At 68.5% G+C, this 13,624-nt stretch carries 16 protein-coding genes, 1 tRNA gene and 1 pseudogene; 10 read left to right on the top strand and 8 right to left on the bottom strand.

Translation table 11 applies throughout. The features are described 5' to 3' along the window. Positions 1-20: 20 nt before the first annotated feature. From ACOFKS_RS14405 to ACOFKS_RS14395, 3 genes are all read right to left on the bottom strand, one after another. The gene (locus tag ACOFKS_RS14405) at positions 21-1,067 is read right to left on the bottom strand and encodes a homocysteine S-methyltransferase family protein (protein ID WP_419809950.1); all 1,047 of its coding nucleotides are present in this window, start codon (positions 1,065-1,067) and stop codon (positions 21-23) included. A 145-nt stretch (positions 1,068-1,212) separates the two neighbouring features. Further along, entirely contained in the window at positions 1,213-2,154 is a 942-nt protein-coding gene (metF, locus tag ACOFKS_RS14400) for a methylenetetrahydrofolate reductase [NAD(P)H] (protein ID WP_419809949.1), read from the bottom strand. Beyond that, positions 2,151-3,098, bottom strand: a complete 948-nt coding sequence (locus ACOFKS_RS14395; protein WP_419809948.1) for an ArsR/SmtB family transcription factor — start codon at positions 3,096-3,098, stop codon at positions 2,151-2,153. The genes metF and ACOFKS_RS14395 overlap by 4 nt, the downstream gene beginning before the upstream one ends. 103 nt (positions 3,099-3,201) lie before the next feature. Here ACOFKS_RS14395 and ACOFKS_RS14390 point away from each other — a divergent pair, with 103 nt between their 5' ends. The 6 genes from ACOFKS_RS14390 to ACOFKS_RS14365 all read left to right on the top strand — a co-directional run bounded on the left by ACOFKS_RS14390 (position 3,202) and on the right by ACOFKS_RS14365 (position 6,740). Continuing rightward, positions 3,202-3,579 carry a hypothetical protein gene (locus ACOFKS_RS14390; protein ID WP_419809947.1) on the top strand — a complete coding sequence of 126 codons (378 nt, stop codon included), beginning with the start codon at positions 3,202-3,204 and terminating at the stop codon, positions 3,577-3,579. A gap of 47 nt (positions 3,580-3,626) precedes the next feature. Continuing rightward, positions 3,627-3,797 carry a hypothetical protein gene (locus ACOFKS_RS14385; RefSeq protein WP_419809946.1) on the top strand — a complete coding sequence of 57 codons (171 nt, stop codon included), beginning with the start codon at positions 3,627-3,629 and terminating at the stop codon, positions 3,795-3,797. After that, the gene (locus ACOFKS_RS14380; RefSeq protein ID WP_419809945.1) at positions 3,794-4,747 is read left to right on the top strand and encodes an aldo/keto reductase; all 954 of its coding nucleotides are present in this window, start codon (positions 3,794-3,796) and stop codon (positions 4,745-4,747) included. Before ACOFKS_RS14385 ends, ACOFKS_RS14380 begins: the two co-directional genes overlap by 4 nt. Positions 4,748-4,842: 95 nt before the next feature. Then, the gene (locus tag ACOFKS_RS14375) at positions 4,843-4,998 is read left to right on the top strand and encodes a hypothetical protein (protein WP_419809944.1); all 156 of its coding nucleotides are present in this window, start codon (positions 4,843-4,845) and stop codon (positions 4,996-4,998) included. A 103-nt stretch (positions 4,999-5,101) separates the two neighbouring features. Next, positions 5,102-6,070, top strand: a complete 969-nt coding sequence (locus tag ACOFKS_RS14370) for a cation diffusion facilitator family transporter (RefSeq protein ID WP_419809943.1) — start codon at positions 5,102-5,104, stop codon at positions 6,068-6,070. A 31-nt stretch (positions 6,071-6,101) separates the two neighbouring features. Next, positions 6,102-6,740: a hypothetical protein gene (locus ACOFKS_RS14365; RefSeq protein WP_419809942.1), complete on the top strand. Its 639-nt coding sequence runs from the start codon at positions 6,102-6,104 to the stop codon at positions 6,738-6,740. Here the strand turns inward: ACOFKS_RS14365 and ACOFKS_RS14360 are convergent. Further along, the gene (locus tag ACOFKS_RS14360; protein ID WP_419809941.1) at positions 6,737-7,504 is read right to left on the bottom strand and encodes a 3-hydroxybutyrate dehydrogenase; all 768 of its coding nucleotides are present in this window, start codon (positions 7,502-7,504) and stop codon (positions 6,737-6,739) included. The two genes, ACOFKS_RS14365 and ACOFKS_RS14360, sit on opposite strands and share 4 nt — an antisense overlap. A gap of 101 nt (positions 7,505-7,605) precedes the next feature. Between ACOFKS_RS14360 and ACOFKS_RS14355 the strand changes: the two genes are divergently transcribed. Continuing rightward, positions 7,606-8,502: a neutral zinc metallopeptidase gene (locus ACOFKS_RS14355; RefSeq protein WP_419809940.1), complete on the top strand. Its 897-nt coding sequence runs from the start codon at positions 7,606-7,608 to the stop codon at positions 8,500-8,502. A gap of 71 nt (positions 8,503-8,573) precedes the next feature. Here ACOFKS_RS14355 and ACOFKS_RS14350 read toward each other — a convergent pair whose 3' ends face one another. Beyond that, positions 8,574-9,599 carry a DUF2171 domain-containing protein gene (locus ACOFKS_RS14350; protein WP_419809939.1) on the bottom strand — a complete coding sequence of 342 codons (1,026 nt, stop codon included), beginning with the start codon at positions 9,597-9,599 and terminating at the stop codon, positions 8,574-8,576. Between the two features lie 184 nt (positions 9,600-9,783). Beyond that, positions 9,784-9,859, bottom strand: a tRNA-Ala gene (locus tag ACOFKS_RS14345). A gap of 117 nt (positions 9,860-9,976) precedes the next feature. On the opposite strand from ACOFKS_RS14345, the gene ACOFKS_RS14340 reads away from it, so the two are divergent. The 3 genes and pseudogenes from ACOFKS_RS14340 (at position 9,977) to ACOFKS_RS14330 (ending at position 12,495) form a co-directional block, all read left to right on the top strand. Beyond that, entirely contained in the window at positions 9,977-10,735 is a 759-nt protein-coding gene (locus ACOFKS_RS14340; RefSeq protein ID WP_419809938.1) for an NUDIX hydrolase, read from the top strand. Continuing rightward, the gene (locus ACOFKS_RS14335; protein ID WP_419809937.1) at positions 10,735-11,436 is read left to right on the top strand and encodes an extensin family protein; all 702 of its coding nucleotides are present in this window, start codon (positions 10,735-10,737) and stop codon (positions 11,434-11,436) included. The genes ACOFKS_RS14340 and ACOFKS_RS14335 overlap by 1 nt, the downstream gene beginning before the upstream one ends. 79 nt (positions 11,437-11,515) lie before the next feature. Further along, positions 11,516-12,495: pseudogene (locus ACOFKS_RS14330) on the top strand (IS481 family transposase). Positions 12,496-12,551: 56 nt separating this feature from the next. Here ACOFKS_RS14330 and ACOFKS_RS14325 read toward each other — a convergent pair. Then, a complete protein-coding gene (locus ACOFKS_RS14325) occupies positions 12,552-12,767 on the bottom strand; it encodes a hypothetical protein (protein WP_419809936.1) in 216 nt (71 codons plus the stop codon). A 116-nt stretch (positions 12,768-12,883) separates the two neighbouring features. After that, positions 12,884-13,426, bottom strand: a complete 543-nt coding sequence (locus tag ACOFKS_RS14320) for a hypothetical protein (protein WP_419810171.1) — start codon at positions 13,424-13,426, stop codon at positions 12,884-12,886. Between the last annotated feature and the right edge of the window lie 198 nt (positions 13,427-13,624).

Below are 13,624 nucleotides of genomic sequence, written 5' to 3'. Positions count from 1 at the left end.
GCTAGCGGGGAGGAGTTAAGCTACGCCGCCATCGTCATTGGCTCCAGCCCCGCGAGCCTGGTCCTGACCGCCGGCATCGGCACCTTGCGCGGCGTCAGTCCCCGCACCCGCTCGGCCATCGCCGCGATGTGCGCGGGCGTCGAGCCGCAGCAGCCGCCCAGCGCGTTGACCTGTCCGGCATCGGCCCACTCGCCGACCAGCCCGGCGGTGGTCGGCGGCATCTCGTCATACTCGCCCAGCTCATTGGGCAGCCCGGCATTTGGATAGACCATGATGAGCGTGTCGCAGGTCTCGCTCAGCACCTTGACGTGCGGGCGCAGCTGCTCCGCGCCGAACGAGCAGTTCAGCCCGACCGTGAGCGGTCGCGCATGGCGCACCGCGTGCCAGAACGCCTCCACCGTGTGCCCCGACAGGTTGCGGCCCGACAGGTCGGTCAGCGTCATCGACACCATGATCGGCAGGTCGCGCCCCAGCGCGACCCCCGCCTCGATCGCCGCCATGATCCCCGCCTTGGCGTTGAGCGTGTCGAAGATCGTCTCGATCAGCACGAAGTCGACGCCGCCCTCGACCAGCGCGTCGATCTGTTCGCGATAAACGTCCTTCAGAAAGTCGAAGTCGATCTCGCGATAGCCGGGATCGTTGACGTCGGGGCTGAGCGACAGCGTCTTGTTGGTCGGCCCCAGCGCCCCCGCGACGAAACGCGGCCGGCCGTCGCGCGCCGCGAACTCGTCGGCGATCGTCCGCGCCATCCGCGCGCTCTCGACATTGATGTCGCGCACCAGATGCTCGGCGCCGTAATCGGCCTGGCTGATCCGATTGGCGGAAAAGGTGTTGGTCTCGGCGATGTCGGCGCCCGCCTCGAAATAGGCGCGGTGGATCGACGCCGGCACATGCGGCGCGGTCAGCGCCAGGATGTCGTTGTTGCCCTTCTGGTCATGCCCGAGGCCGAGCGCGCCCGCATAGGCAGCCTTGTCCAGCTTCCAGTTCTGGATTTCCGTCCCGAACGCCCCGTCGGTGATGAGGATGCGCTTGGCGGCTTCGGCGTTGAACTGTTCGCGTGCAGTCATCTCTACCTCAGTCCTCCCCGCTGCGCGGGGAGGGGGACCGCTCGCGAAGCGAGTGGTGGAGGGGGCTCTCCACATTCGGTTCCGCTGGTGGAGAGCCCCCTCCACCAGCCTTCGGCTGGTCCCCCTCCCCGCGAGCGGGGAGGATTTAAGCAGCCGCCTCCTGCGCCAACGCGCGCGGCCTGACGCCGAGCAGGTGACAGATCGCATAGGCCAGATCGGCGCGATTGAGCGTATAGAAGTGGAGCTGCTTGACGCCGCCGGCGTAAAGCCGACGCGACAGCTCGGCCGCCACCGTCGCCGCGACCAGCTGGCGTGCTGCCGGGCGATCGTCCAATCCCTCGAACAGCCGCGCCATCCAGTCAGGCACGGCGGTGCCGCACATCGCGCTCATCCGCTTGACGCTGGCGAAGTTCATCACCGGCATGATGCCGGGCACGATCTCCGCATCGACCCCCGCCGCCGCCAGCGCGTCGCGATAACGGAAGAAGGTTTCCGGCTCGAAGAAGAACTGCGTGATCGCCCGGTTCGCGCCGGCGTCCAGCTTGCGCTTGAGATTGTCGAGATCGGCGCTCGCATCCGCCGAGTCCGGATGGCATTCGGGATAGGCGGACACCGACACCTCGAACGGATGCAGCCGCTTCAGCCCGGCGACCAGATCTGCGGCGTTCTCGTACCCGCCCGGATGCGAGGCATAGGCCGCACCCTTGGTCGGCGGATCGCCGCGCAGCGCCACGATATGCCGCACGCCCGCCGCCCAATATTCGTGCGCGACCGCGTCGATCTCCTCGCGGGTCGCCTCGACGCAGGTCAGATGCGCCGCCGCCGCCAGGCTGGTTTCGCGCTGGATGCGTGCCACCGTCGAATGCGTGCGCTCGCGCGTGGAGCCGCCCGCGCCATAGGTGACCGACACGAAACGCGGCCCCAGCGGCTCCAGCGTCCGCACCGCGTCCCACAATTGCGCCTCCATCGCCTCGTTCTTGGGCGGGAAGAACTCGAACGAGACCGCAAGATCGCCGCCGACATCCGCGTATAGCGGCGTCGCCAACGCGCGGCGCGCTTCCTCCAGCTGGTTGACCGACAGTGTCATGCCGCTTTCACCTCTTTCAGCCGGACGCCGTCCCTGCGCCCGAGCCACAATTTCACCGTCAACTCGCCGCCCTCGAGCGTCTCCTGCCGAGCGACCTTCAAGCCGGCCGCAGCAAACCATGCCGCGATCTGCGCGTCGTCGAAGCCGAGCCGCACATGCGCGTCACGCACGCGCAGCTCCTCGCGGTCGTGCGCCGCGAAGTCGGCGATCAGCAGCCGCCCACCCGGCCCCAGCACCCGCGCGGCTTCCGCGATCGCGGCGGCCGGGTCCTCGGCAAAGTGCAGGACATGGTGCAGGATCGCGACATCCGCCGCGCCATCCGTGAGCGGCAGCGCATAGAGGTTCGCCTGCCTGAGCTCGGTGTTCGCGCGCCCCTGCAGCTTGGCGCGCGCCAGCCGCAGCATTTCCGAGGATCGATCGATTCCCAGCGCCTGCCCCGCCTGCGCCCCGAACAGCTCCAGCATCCGCCCGGTGCCGGTGCCGATGTCGACCAGCGTGCCGAGCGGGCCTTCGCCGAGCACCGCCGCGATCGCCGCCTCGACCTGACTCTCCGCGACATGGAGCGAGCGGATCGCGTCCCATTCACCGGCATGGCCCTCGAACCACGCCGCCGCGGCCGCCGCGCGATCGGCCCGCACCGCCTGCAACCGCGCCGCGTCCGCGACCGCCCAGTGATCCTCCCCGGCCCAATCGTCGAGCAACGCCGCCACCGGCGGCACCGCATCGGGCAGCCCGAGCGTCACGAACACCCAGCTGCCTTCCTTGCGCCGCGCCAGCAATCCGGCATCGCACAGGATCTTGACGTGGCGCGACACCCGCGGCTGGCTCTGCCCCAGCACCTGCGCCAGCTCGCCGACCGACAGCTCCATGCGCCGCACCAGCTGCACGATCCGCAGCCGGGTCGCGTCGCCGAGCGCGCGAAAGATGTCCAAGGCACGGGTCACCTGACATGATATAAAGAAATCTTTATATGAGGTCAATCGACGACGGGGAGCCGAACCGCTCCCTTCCGCGTTGAGCGCCCGAACCGTATCGGAGTATCGACCCATGAAGCTTGCCCTCGCGCTCACTGCCGCTGCCCTATCGCTGACCGCGTGCCAGGTGTCGGTCGACAACAAGACCGCCGCCGACGCCAATGCCGCCGCGGCGGACGTGTCCGCCACCACGCGCAACGCGATGGACGATGTCGGCACCGCTACCGAACGTGCGCTGGGCTCCGCCGAGAACGGCATCGATCGCGCCGGCGATGCCATCGACAACAGCGGCACCAGCGTCGATCGCGCCGGGGACCATCTCGACAATGCCGGTGATCGCGCCGGTGCCGCGCTGGATCGCGCGGGCGATTCAATCGGCAACACCGCCGATCGCGCGCGACGTGCGACCGGGCGCGGCCTGCGCGATCTGGGCAACGAGATGGACCGGTAACCCCCTGCACCTCGCCTGACCGGCAAGGACGCGCTACGTCCCATCCGATGCGCCGCCTCCTTCCCGCCTTGCTCCTGCTCGCCGCCTGCGCGCGGGAGGACCCGCAGCCTGCGGGCCTGACCGCCGACGATCAGGCGCAGCTCAACGATGCCGCCGCGATGCTCGACGCCGACAGCGTCGACATCAACGCCGTCCAAACCAACGAGGCCGACCGATGACCGCACCGCTACGACGCCTGGGCAGCACCGATCTCAAGATCACGCCGCTAGTGTTGGGGGGCAACGTCTTCGGCTGGACCGCCGATCAGGCGCGCAGCTTCGCCGTCCTCGACGCCTTCGCCGCCGGGGGCGGGGTGATGATCGACACCGCCGACGTCTATTCCGCCTGGGTGCCCGGCCACAAAGGCGGCGAGTCCGAGACCGTCATCGGCGAATGGCTGAAGTCGTCGGGCAAACGCGACGACGTGCTGATCGCGACCAAGGTCGGCATGTTGCCGGGCGAAGGCGGCGCGAAACTCGCCCCGGCCCGCATCGCCGCCGCCTGCGAGGCTTCGCTGAAGCGTCTCGGCACGGACCGGATCGACGTCTATTTCGCGCATCAGGACGATGAGGACGTCGCGCAGGACGATTACCTCGCCGCGTTCGGCAAGCTGGTGGAAGCCGGCAAGGTCCGCGTGCTCGGCGCGTCCAACTTCACCGCCGCGCGGCTGAAGTCCGCCGTCGACGCCGCGCACGGCACCGACCTGCCCCGCGTCCATGTCCTTCAGCCCGAGTACAACCTCGTCAGCCGCCACAAGTTCGAGGGCGAGTTGCAGGACTTTTGCATCACCGAAAACGTCGCGGTGGTGCCCTATTACGGCCTCGCCTCCGGCTTCCTGACGGGCAAGTATCGGTCCGAGGCCGACCTCGGCAAGTCGGTGCGCGGTAGCCGCATGACCGACCTGCTCGCCGGCAAGGGCGCCGCCGTTCTCGCCGCGATGGACCAGGTCGCTGCCGAGACCGACGCGACGCTAGCGCAGATCGCGCTCGCCTGGCTCGCCGCGCAACCCGGCGTCACCGCCCCGATCGCCAGCGCGACATCCGTCGAGCAACTGGAGGAGCTGCTTCCCGCGATGACGTTGAACCTCGACGAGGACCAGCTCGCCCGGTTGACCAACGCCGGCACCTGATGCCGGTGCATGTCGCACGCCCGTAACAGAATCGCGCTAGAGCGAGTGCCTATCCACTCCGCCCCGGCAACCGGGCGCGAACAAGGAGACGGGCGATGTTGCAGCAACGGACCGACGATCGCGACACGATCGCTACCCTGACCCCGCACAAGCGCGAGGAGATCGTGCGGCGCTACTGGATGAACGGCGATCTGACGCCGCTCGCCGTGGCGAACTCGCTGGCGGGTCAGAAGGTGGCCGAGGCGGCGTAAGTCGCGCTTCCGGCGCCGGCTCGCTCGTCGGCGCCGGCTCGTCCTCGCCGTGCAGGACGAGTGGCGCTTGCTACCTCCGACACGCGCGGTCATGGCGCGGACCATGGCCGACACCCTTCTCGCCCGCATCCGCAAGGACGTCGTCCTCTATGCGGCGCTCGCTGCCAATATCGGCATCGGTATCGCGAAGTTCGTCGCTGCCGGGATCACCGGTTCCTCCTCGATGCTGTCGGAGGGCTTCCACTCCTGCGTCGACAGCCTCAATCAGATCCTCCTCCTCTACGGCCAACATCGCGCCAAACGTCCCGCTGACGCCGCCCACCCCTTCGGCTACGGCCGCGAGTTGTATTTCTGGGCGTTCGTCGTCGCGTTGCTGATCTTCGCGGTCGGCGCGGGCGTATCCTTCTATGAGGGCTGGCAGCATATCCGGCATCCGGAGCCGATGGGCGATCCGCTGGTCAACTACATCGTCCTGGGCGTCAGTCTGGCGCTGGAGGGCAGCAGCTGGGCGCTTGCCCTGCGCGAGTTCGGGCACACGCGCGGCGAGCTGTCGTGGTGGCAGGCGGTGCGGCAGTCCAAGGACCCGGCCGGCTTCATCGTCCTGTTCGAGGATTCGGCCGCGATCGCCGGGCTGCTGATCGCCGGCGCCGGCGTGTTCGCCAGCCATGCGCTCAATCGTCCCGACCTGGACGGCTGGGCCTCGATCGCGATCGGCTGCGTGCTCGCGATCGTCGCGGGGTTCCTGGCGCGCGAGGCCAAGGGGCTGCTGATCGGCGAGCGCGCCGACCCGGCCGTGATCGCCGAGGTCTACAAGCTGGTCGACGGCCACCCCGCCATCGCCTCGGTCAACCACGTCCGCACCATCCACACCGCGCCGGAGAGCGTCTTCGTCGCGATCAGCGCCGACTTCCACGATGACGTGACGATGGGGGAGGGCGAGCGGCTGATCGAAGAGATGGAGCGCAAGCTCAAGGCGGCAGTGCCGATCCTGTCGTCGATCTACATCCGTCCCGAAAAAGCCGAGGACGCGGTGATCTATGGCCCTCCTTCGACCGAGCCGCCAGCCGGTTGAGGCGAGCGCACGGGCGCGGTAGGCTCGGCCCATGACCCGCGTGTTCCACCTGCTCGCCGCCCTGCTCCTCTGGCTCGGTGCCGCGCTGCCCGCTCAGGCATCGGTGACGATCACCTTCTGGAGCCACGAGTTCGGCAACAGCTTTCCCCACGCCTTCATCACGTTGCGCGGCATACCCGACGCGGGCGGGACGGCGGTGAACCAGGACTATGGCTTCACCGCCAAGACGGTCTCCCCCGCCATCCTGTTCGGCTCGGTGCCCGGCCGGGTCGAGCCCGCCAAGCCGCCCTACATCGCGTCCAGCGACGCGCAGTTCTCCGTCGTCCTCACCGACGCACAGTACGCGCAGGTGCTGGCGCTGATCGCCGGGTGGAGCGAGGGCACGGGCGACGCGCACTACAACCTCAACAACCGCAACTGCATCCACTTCGTCAAGGAAGCGGCAAGGATAGCGGGATTGAGCGGGCTCGACCTGCCACAGCTGATGAAGAAGCCGCGCTCCTATCTGCTCGCGGTCGAGCAGGCGAACGAGGGCCGTGTCACCGCGATCAACCGACCGGGCAAGGAGTACCTCCCGACGCTGCCGCCGGTCGACGCCGCGCCCGCACCGACCGCTGACCAGCCGACGGCGCCGGCCCCGGTCTCGCCGCTGCCGGCCCCGATCGGCTAGGCGGCGGTCCAGCCGCCGTCCACCGACAGATTCGCACCGGTGATCGACCGCGCCTCGTCGCGGCACAGGAAAATCACCAGCGCCGCGACCTCGTCGGGCGTGACGAAGCGCTTGGTCGGCTGCGCGGCGAGCAGCACGTCGTTCATCACCTGCTCGCGCGTCAGCCCGCGCGCGCGCATCGTGTCGGGGATCTGGTTCTCCACCAGCGGTGTCCAGACATAGCCCGGCGACACCATGTTGACGGTGACGCCGTCCGTCGCCGCCTCCAGCGCCACCGCCTTGGTCATGCCGGCGAGGCCGTGCTTCGCCATGACGTAAGCCGACTTGTTGGGGCTCGCGACCAGGCTGTGCGCCGAGCCGGTGCTGATGATCCGCCCCCACCCGTGCTGCCGCATGTGAGGCAGCGCCGCGCGCGCGAGGTGCCAGGCGGACGACATCACGATCGCGACGATCGCGTCGTAACGATCGACGGGAAAGTCGGCGATCGGCGCGACATGCTGGATGCCGGCATTGTTGACGACGATGTCGACCGAGCCGGTCGCCGCCACCGTCCGCTCGACCATCGCGGCGATCTCGTCGGGCTTGGTCATGTCGGCGGCGTCATAGATCGCGTCTAGTTCGGCGCGCACCGCCTCGATCTCGGCGGTGTCGCCGAAGCCGTTGAGCACGACCGTCGCACCTTCGCCCGCCAGCGCACGCGCCATCGCCAGCCCGATGCCGGAGGTGGAGCCGGTGACGATCGCCGTCTTGCCTTGCAGGAACATGAAGCCTCCTCTTCGCTGTCCGCGCATGGCCGTCGACGCCCCCGGTTGCAACCGGGGGGCAGGCCTGGCTATTCCACCATCGACACAAACAGGATGCCGCCATGCGCCTCGACGATTTCGATCCCAACATCAACGTGGGCTCGCAGGACAACCGCGGCGGCGGGTTCGGCGGCGGGGGTGGCGGCGGCGGCCTGCTGTTCGGCCTGTTGCCGCTGATCGGCAGCCGGTTCGGCTGCGGCGGCATCGTCGTCGTGCTGATCCTGATGGCGGTGTTCAGCGGCGGGCTAGGCGGCATCCTCGGCGGCGGCTCGACCACCGCGCCCCAGACCCGATCGGCCCCGGCCGGCGGCGGCAACGCGACGCAGATCTGCAGCGCCGACCCCGCCCGGCGTGCGGCGTGCAACGCCTTCAGCTCGGCCGAGCATACCTGGGAAAAGCTGATGCCCGGTCGTTTCCAGGCACCGTCGTTGCAGTTCTTCGACCAGAACGGCCAGTCGGGGTGCGGCGCGGCGCAGGCGGCGATGGGACCGTTCTACTGCCCGACCGATCAGGGCATCTACCTCGACACCAGCTTCTTCAACGAGCTGACCAACCGCTTTCACGCCGCGGGCGATTTCGCCCAATATTACGTCGTCGCGCACGAGTTCGGTCATCACATCCAGCGGCTCACCGGCGACTCCGAACGAGTACAGCAAATCCAGCGTTCCTCCGGCCGTACCGAGGGCAACGCCGCGTCGGTCCGCCTCGAACTGCAGGCCGATTGTTACGCGGGCGTCTGGGCGGCGCAGAACCGTGACCGGCTGGAGCCCGGCGATATCGAGGAGGGGATGCGCGCGGCGCAGGCGATCGGCGACGACACGCTGCAACGCGAGGCGGGCGGCAACGTCAATCAGGAGAGCTTCACCCACGGCAGCTCGGCGCAGCGGATGAAATGGCTCAAGGTCGGACTCGACAGCGGCGATCCCGCGAAGTGCGACACGTTCAGCGGCACGCCGTAAGGCGATCCGACCATAACGAAAAAGGCCCGGGCGTCGCCGCCCGGGCCTCCATCGGTCGATCGGTATTCCGATCAGTAGGTGCCGGAGAAGCTCCGGTTCAGATTGGTGCCGCCCGTCGACTCACCGCTTTCGTTACGCCGACCGTTCTCGCTCTGCCGACCCTCGTCCTGGCCGAACATCGCGGCGCTGCGCTCCTCGTCGCGCCAATGCGCCTTGGCCTCCGCAGCCGTCTTTCGCAGCGTGATCCGGTTGGCCTCGGCCGACTGTAGCCACCGCGACGGGATCGAGTGGTGTTGCCCGCCCGCATCCGCGTCGCTCTTGGTCAGGATGATGCGGTCGCCGCGCACCTTGTCCACCGTGCCGACATGCTCGCCGTCCGAACCGAGCACCTCGGCATGCTCCTCGACCTTGTCGAGCAGGTCGCGCTGACCCTGCCGCTCGGTACGGAAGCTGGCGAACTCGTTGTGGAACTTGGACTGATTCTCCTGACGATACTCGTGATAGTCGCGGTCGAACGCGGCGATCTGCTTGTTGCGCCAGTCATGGTAATGCTCGTCGCGACCCTGATTGCCGCGTTCGTCGTCGCGCGCGTCACGCTCACGGCGGCGCTCCGCATCCTCGTCGCCGAACCACGAGCGGACCTCGTCGCCCGCCCGCGCCATGAAGCCGCGATCATCGTCGCCGCGATTGGACTGCGACTGGTAGGACTGGGACTGGTACGACTGCGGCTGGCGATCATAGATGCCGCGTTGCTGGCGATAGGTGTCGTTGCCGTACCGCTGACCCTGGCTCTGCTCGCGCTGACCGTTATCACCACGATAATAGTCGCGTCCGCCGGCGACGTCGCGCTGACCGTAGCTCTGGCCACCGGCGTCCTGCCCACGCCAGTCGCTCTGCGCCCCGGCGCCGTAGCCACCCGCGCGCTGCCCGTCGCGACGGCCGTCATCGTCACGCCCATCGTTGCCGGCGCCATAGCCGCGCTGGGTCGACGCGCCGTATCGGTCGTCGCCGCCGCGGTCGCGTCCATAGCCGGACAGGTCGTTGCGGTCGTTATAGCCGCCACGGTCGCCCGTGCGGGGGTCTCGGTCGTAAGCCATGCTCGTCCTCCTGGCTGATGCCATCCTGCGGTCGCGCGCGGCGTTGGTGCGCCGTCACGCGGTCCGTCCGATCAAGGCGCGAAGCGCGGAATTGTTCCGCCTTTTCAGCGGCGTCGGCGACGAACCGGTTCCGGCGAGTGAGCGCCTGCGGCATGGGGGACGAGCGCAGGCTGGACCGGGTGCGTGGTGGAGCTGAGCGGGATCGAACCGCTGACCTCTGCAGTGCGATTGCAGCGCTCTCCCATCTGAGCTACAGCCCCGCACACCCGGCCGGAGGGCGTCGCCCCCGGAGGAAGGTCGCCCTTAGCTGGCGTTACAATCGCCCGCAAGCCTTGATCCGATGCTGACTTGTCGCTGTTCCGCGCTACACCGACGCGATGTCCGAGATCCAGCAAGCCATCCCCGCCGCAACGCTGGTGATCTTCCGCGAGACCGGTGTCGGCGCGCCGGAGTTGCTGATGGTCGAACGCGCCAAACAGATGGCGTTCGCCGCCGGGGCGCTGGTGTTTCCCGGCGGCCGCATCGACCCCGGCGACCGCGAGCTGGCGGAGCGGTTCGGCGGCGAGCCCGACGACATCGCCGCGCGCATCGCCGCGATCCGGGAGACGGTGGAGGAGGCGGGCCTGCCGGTCGGCCTCGGCCCGATGCCCTCCCCGGCCATGCTCGCGGAACTCCGCCGCGCGCTCCACGCCGGCGCGCCGTTCGCCGACGCGCTCGCCGACGCCGGGACCGGGCTCGACCTCGACCGGCTGGTGCCGTTCGCGCGCTGGCTGCCGCAGCATGCCGGGATGCGGATCTTCGACACGCGCTTCTATCTCGCCCGGCTGCCCGCCGATGCGCCGGAGGCCAGCGTCGACCGGACGGAGAACGTCCGCCTGCTCTGGGCGACCGCCGCGCAGGTGCTCGCCGACGCCGACGCGGGCACCGCCACGATCATCTATCCGACGCGGCGCAACCTCGAACGGCTGGCGCAGTTCGCGAGCTTCGACACTGCCGCCGCACAGGCGCACGCGATCCCCGTCACCACGATCACCCCGTTCGAGGAGGAGCGCGACGGCCGCGCGCATCTCTGCATCCCGGAAGGGCTCGGCTACCCGATCACCGCCGAGCCGATGGGCGCGGTCCGGCGCCAGTGATGCGCGGGCTGCGTCGCCTGCTCGGCGTGACGGCGCTGCTGGTCGTGGTCGGGCTCGGCTGGATCGTCTGGGCGCACACCGGCGATCGGCCATTCGATCTGGGGGAGCCGCCCGGCCCGCTCACCGGCCGCGAGCTGGTGGCGCTCGGCCGCAAGCCCGACGAGTGCCGCGCGCTGCTCGACCGCGCCGGCATCCGCTACGCCCGGCTGGAGCCACGCCTGGAAGGCGCGGCGTGCGGCTGGGGCGACGGGATGAAACTGACCGACGGCGGTGCGCTCGGCATCACGCTGGTGCCCGACGCGCCGCCGCTGACCTGTCCGGTCGCCGCCGGGCTGGCGATGTGGGAGTGGTCGATCGTCCAGCCGGCGGCGCAACGCTACCTCGGCACCTCGGTGGTCGGCTTCGATCAGCTCGGCACCTATAACTGCCGCCGCATCGCGGGCAGCGCCTCGTGGAGCGAGCACGCGACCGCCAACGCGATCGATATCGCCGGCTTTCGCTTGGCCGACGGGCGGCGACTGACGATCCTGGCGGACTGGCCGGGCAAGGGGCCGGAGGCGATGTTCCTGCGTCAGGTCCGCACCGGTGCCTGCAAGGTCTATGCGACCGTGCTCAGCCCCGATTACAACGCCGCGCACCGCGACCACCTCCATTTGGATCAGGCGGCGCGCGGCGCGACCGGTTGGCGGGTGTGCCACTAGTGGCGACGCAGCGCGACGATCCTCAATCCCGACGTTTCGGTCGGTGCGTTTCCGCCTAGTTGTTTGATCCCACGGTTTGATGGTGCGATCCTTTCGTTTGAATGGAAGGAAGCCATATGGGACAGAGGTTCGTCACGGGAGCGCCACGACCACGCACGCCGTCCGAGCAGCAATACAGCGATCGCAAGCTTCGCTCGCGACGCTGAGCCGGGAGCTGGGGATCAACCCGAAGACGGTAGCGAAGTGGCGCAAGCGGGCGACGGTCGAGGATCTGAAGACCGGGCCGAAGGCCCCTCATCCAACGACCCTGGCAGAAGCCGAGGAAGCGGCAGTCGTGGCGTTCCGGCGGCACACGCTGCTGCCGCTGGACGACTGCCTCTATGCATTGCAGCCGTCGATCCGCTGCACCGATGCCTCCAGCGGCACGGCATCTCACGGTTGCCGGATGTCGAGGGCGACAAGCCGAAGCGGCAATCCTGCAAGCGCTACCCGATCGGGTTCTTCCACATCGATATCGCCGAGGTGCAGACCGCCGAAGGCAAGCTCTACCTGTTCGTCGGCATCGACCGCACCAGCAAGTTCGCGGTCACCCAGCTGGTCGACAAGGCCGATCGACGAACGGCGTGGGAGTTCCTCGAACACCTGCTGGAAGCCGTGCCTTACCGGATCCACACGATCCTGACCGACAACGGCATCCAGTTCGCCGAGCAGCCGCGCAACCGTAACACCGCCTGGTCGCGTCAGATGCGCTTCGACATGATCTGCAAGGCGAACGACATCGAGCACCGGCTCACCAGGCCGAACCATCCCTGGACCAACGGTCAGGTCGAGCGGATGAACCGCACCATCAAGGAAGCCACCGTCAAACGCTTCCACCATGAGAGCCACGACCAGCTCCGGACGCACCTCGCCGACTTCATGGCCGCCTGTAACTTTGCCCGCCGGCTCAAGACGCTCAGCGCCCTCACACCCTACGAATACCTAGCCAAGATCTGGACGGCAGAGCCAGACCGGTTCATCGTCAACCCGATCCACCAGATGCCGGGACTAAACACCTAGTGCCCAGCGCGCGCCGGCGTCGTAGACCTCCGGTTCCAGCGGCATGCCGTCGTAGATCAGCGCCTGCCCCCGCGCCGCACGAACACGACAGCATAACCGGTCACCGGGGCCGCTCCGCGCGTCGACCGGCGCCATCGAGCAGGCGTCATCCGGATCAGCTTCAGCGCCGCCGGGCGCCGGGAAGCACCATCGTTCAGATACTCGGCATAATCGGCGTAAGCCTCCGACCCACGATCGGCGGCCGATGGCACGAGCGGCGCGATGACGATCATCGCCGGTCCCGCGAGACGGGTTTTCGGCCGCCGCGCCGCGACAGGGCACGTCGCCCCGATCAACGCCAGTGTCATGCATGCGCGAACCAGCCGTCGCATCGGCATTCGTCGGATAATCAGACCGGCAGCGCGCCGCTCGCGTCGACCTTTTCGACCCAATAGGGAAAGAACGCCGGCTGCCGCGCCGACCAGCCCGACGCGGTCGCCGCCGCCTCGCTGATCGACTGGAGTAGTTTGCGACGGAGTTCGGGGTGCAGGTGCGGCAGAGCAGCGGCGGCGCAGAAGGCGGACGGCAGCCAAGGCCGCGCCTCGGCCCCGATCAGGCGTTCGTAGAGGAAACGATAAGCGGCGAAGCTGATGAGCCGCCCCTGCCCCAGGTCGAACGCGGTCAGCGTCACCAGCCGCGCCACGAACGACTCGATCGCGTCGAGGCCGCTATCCTCCGGTACGCTCTCACGCAGGTCGGGCAGCGCCCGGTAGTGACGGGCCTGGGCGCGGATCGACGCTGCCTCGACCACGTCGCGCGACCAGCGTTCCAGCGCATCGTCGCGGTCCAGACCGATGTCGAGCGAGCGCCGGATATAGCGTTGCGTCGCCGCACCGAAGCTCGCGAATTCCTTCATCTCGGCCAGCGTCATCACGCCCTCGGCCTGCTTCATCTTCGTCATTCCGCCACCCCGTCCTTCGAAGCCACGAACGGCGGAAGATATGCGCTCAGATGGTTAACGAACCGCTGAACGCCGCCTTCAGCCGGCGGTCATCAAAGGGGCACGGATGATTCCGCACCGCAACATGATTTGCGATGAGTGGAGTCGGGGCTGGTGGATATGTCTGGTGGTGCGACGTTTTGGTGACAG

The sequence above is a fragment of the Sphingomonas sp. genome (assembly GCF_965200135.1).
Lineage (GTDB): Bacteria > Pseudomonadota > Alphaproteobacteria > Sphingomonadales > Sphingomonadaceae > Sphingomonas.
The sequence above is the reverse complement of the archived record's forward strand: the minus strand, read 5'-3'. Positions and strand labels throughout refer to the sequence as shown.

Coding starts and splice junctions, on each gene's coding strand:
- ACOFKS_RS14405 (WP_419809950.1), bottom strand. CDS start 1,067: ATGACTGCACGCGAACAGTTCAACGCCGAAGCCGCCAAGCGCATCCTC.
- metF (WP_419809949.1), bottom strand. CDS start 2,154: ATGACACTGTCGGTCAACCAGCTGGAGGAAGCGCGCCGCGCGTTGGCG.
- ACOFKS_RS14390 (WP_419809947.1), top strand. CDS start 3,202: ATGAAGCTTGCCCTCGCGCTCACTGCCGCTGCCCTATCGCTGACCGCG.
- ACOFKS_RS14385 (WP_419809946.1), top strand. CDS start 3,627: ATGCGCCGCCTCCTTCCCGCCTTGCTCCTGCTCGCCGCCTGCGCGCGG.
- ACOFKS_RS14380 (WP_419809945.1), top strand. CDS start 3,794: ATGACCGCACCGCTACGACGCCTGGGCAGCACCGATCTCAAGATCACG.
- ACOFKS_RS14375 (WP_419809944.1), top strand. CDS start 4,843: ATGTTGCAGCAACGGACCGACGATCGCGACACGATCGCTACCCTGACC.
- ACOFKS_RS14370 (WP_419809943.1), top strand. CDS start 5,102: ATGGCCGACACCCTTCTCGCCCGCATCCGCAAGGACGTCGTCCTCTAT.
- ACOFKS_RS14365 (WP_419809942.1), top strand. CDS start 6,102: ATGACCCGCGTGTTCCACCTGCTCGCCGCCCTGCTCCTCTGGCTCGGT.
- ACOFKS_RS14360 (WP_419809941.1), bottom strand. CDS start 7,504: ATGTTCCTGCAAGGCAAGACGGCGATCGTCACCGGCTCCACCTCCGGC.
- ACOFKS_RS14355 (WP_419809940.1), top strand. CDS start 7,606: ATGCGCCTCGACGATTTCGATCCCAACATCAACGTGGGCTCGCAGGAC.
- ACOFKS_RS14350 (WP_419809939.1), bottom strand. CDS start 9,599: ATGGCTTACGACCGAGACCCCCGCACGGGCGACCGTGGCGGCTATAAC.
- ACOFKS_RS14340 (WP_419809938.1), top strand. CDS start 9,977: ATGTCCGAGATCCAGCAAGCCATCCCCGCCGCAACGCTGGTGATCTTC.
- ACOFKS_RS14335 (WP_419809937.1), top strand. CDS start 10,735: ATGCGCGGGCTGCGTCGCCTGCTCGGCGTGACGGCGCTGCTGGTCGTG.
- ACOFKS_RS14325 (WP_419809936.1), bottom strand. CDS start 12,767: ATGATCGTCATCGCGCCGCTCGTGCCATCGGCCGCCGATCGTGGGTCG.
- ACOFKS_RS14320 (WP_419810171.1), bottom strand. CDS start 13,426: ATGAAGCAGGCCGAGGGCGTGATGACGCTGGCCGAGATGAAGGAATTC.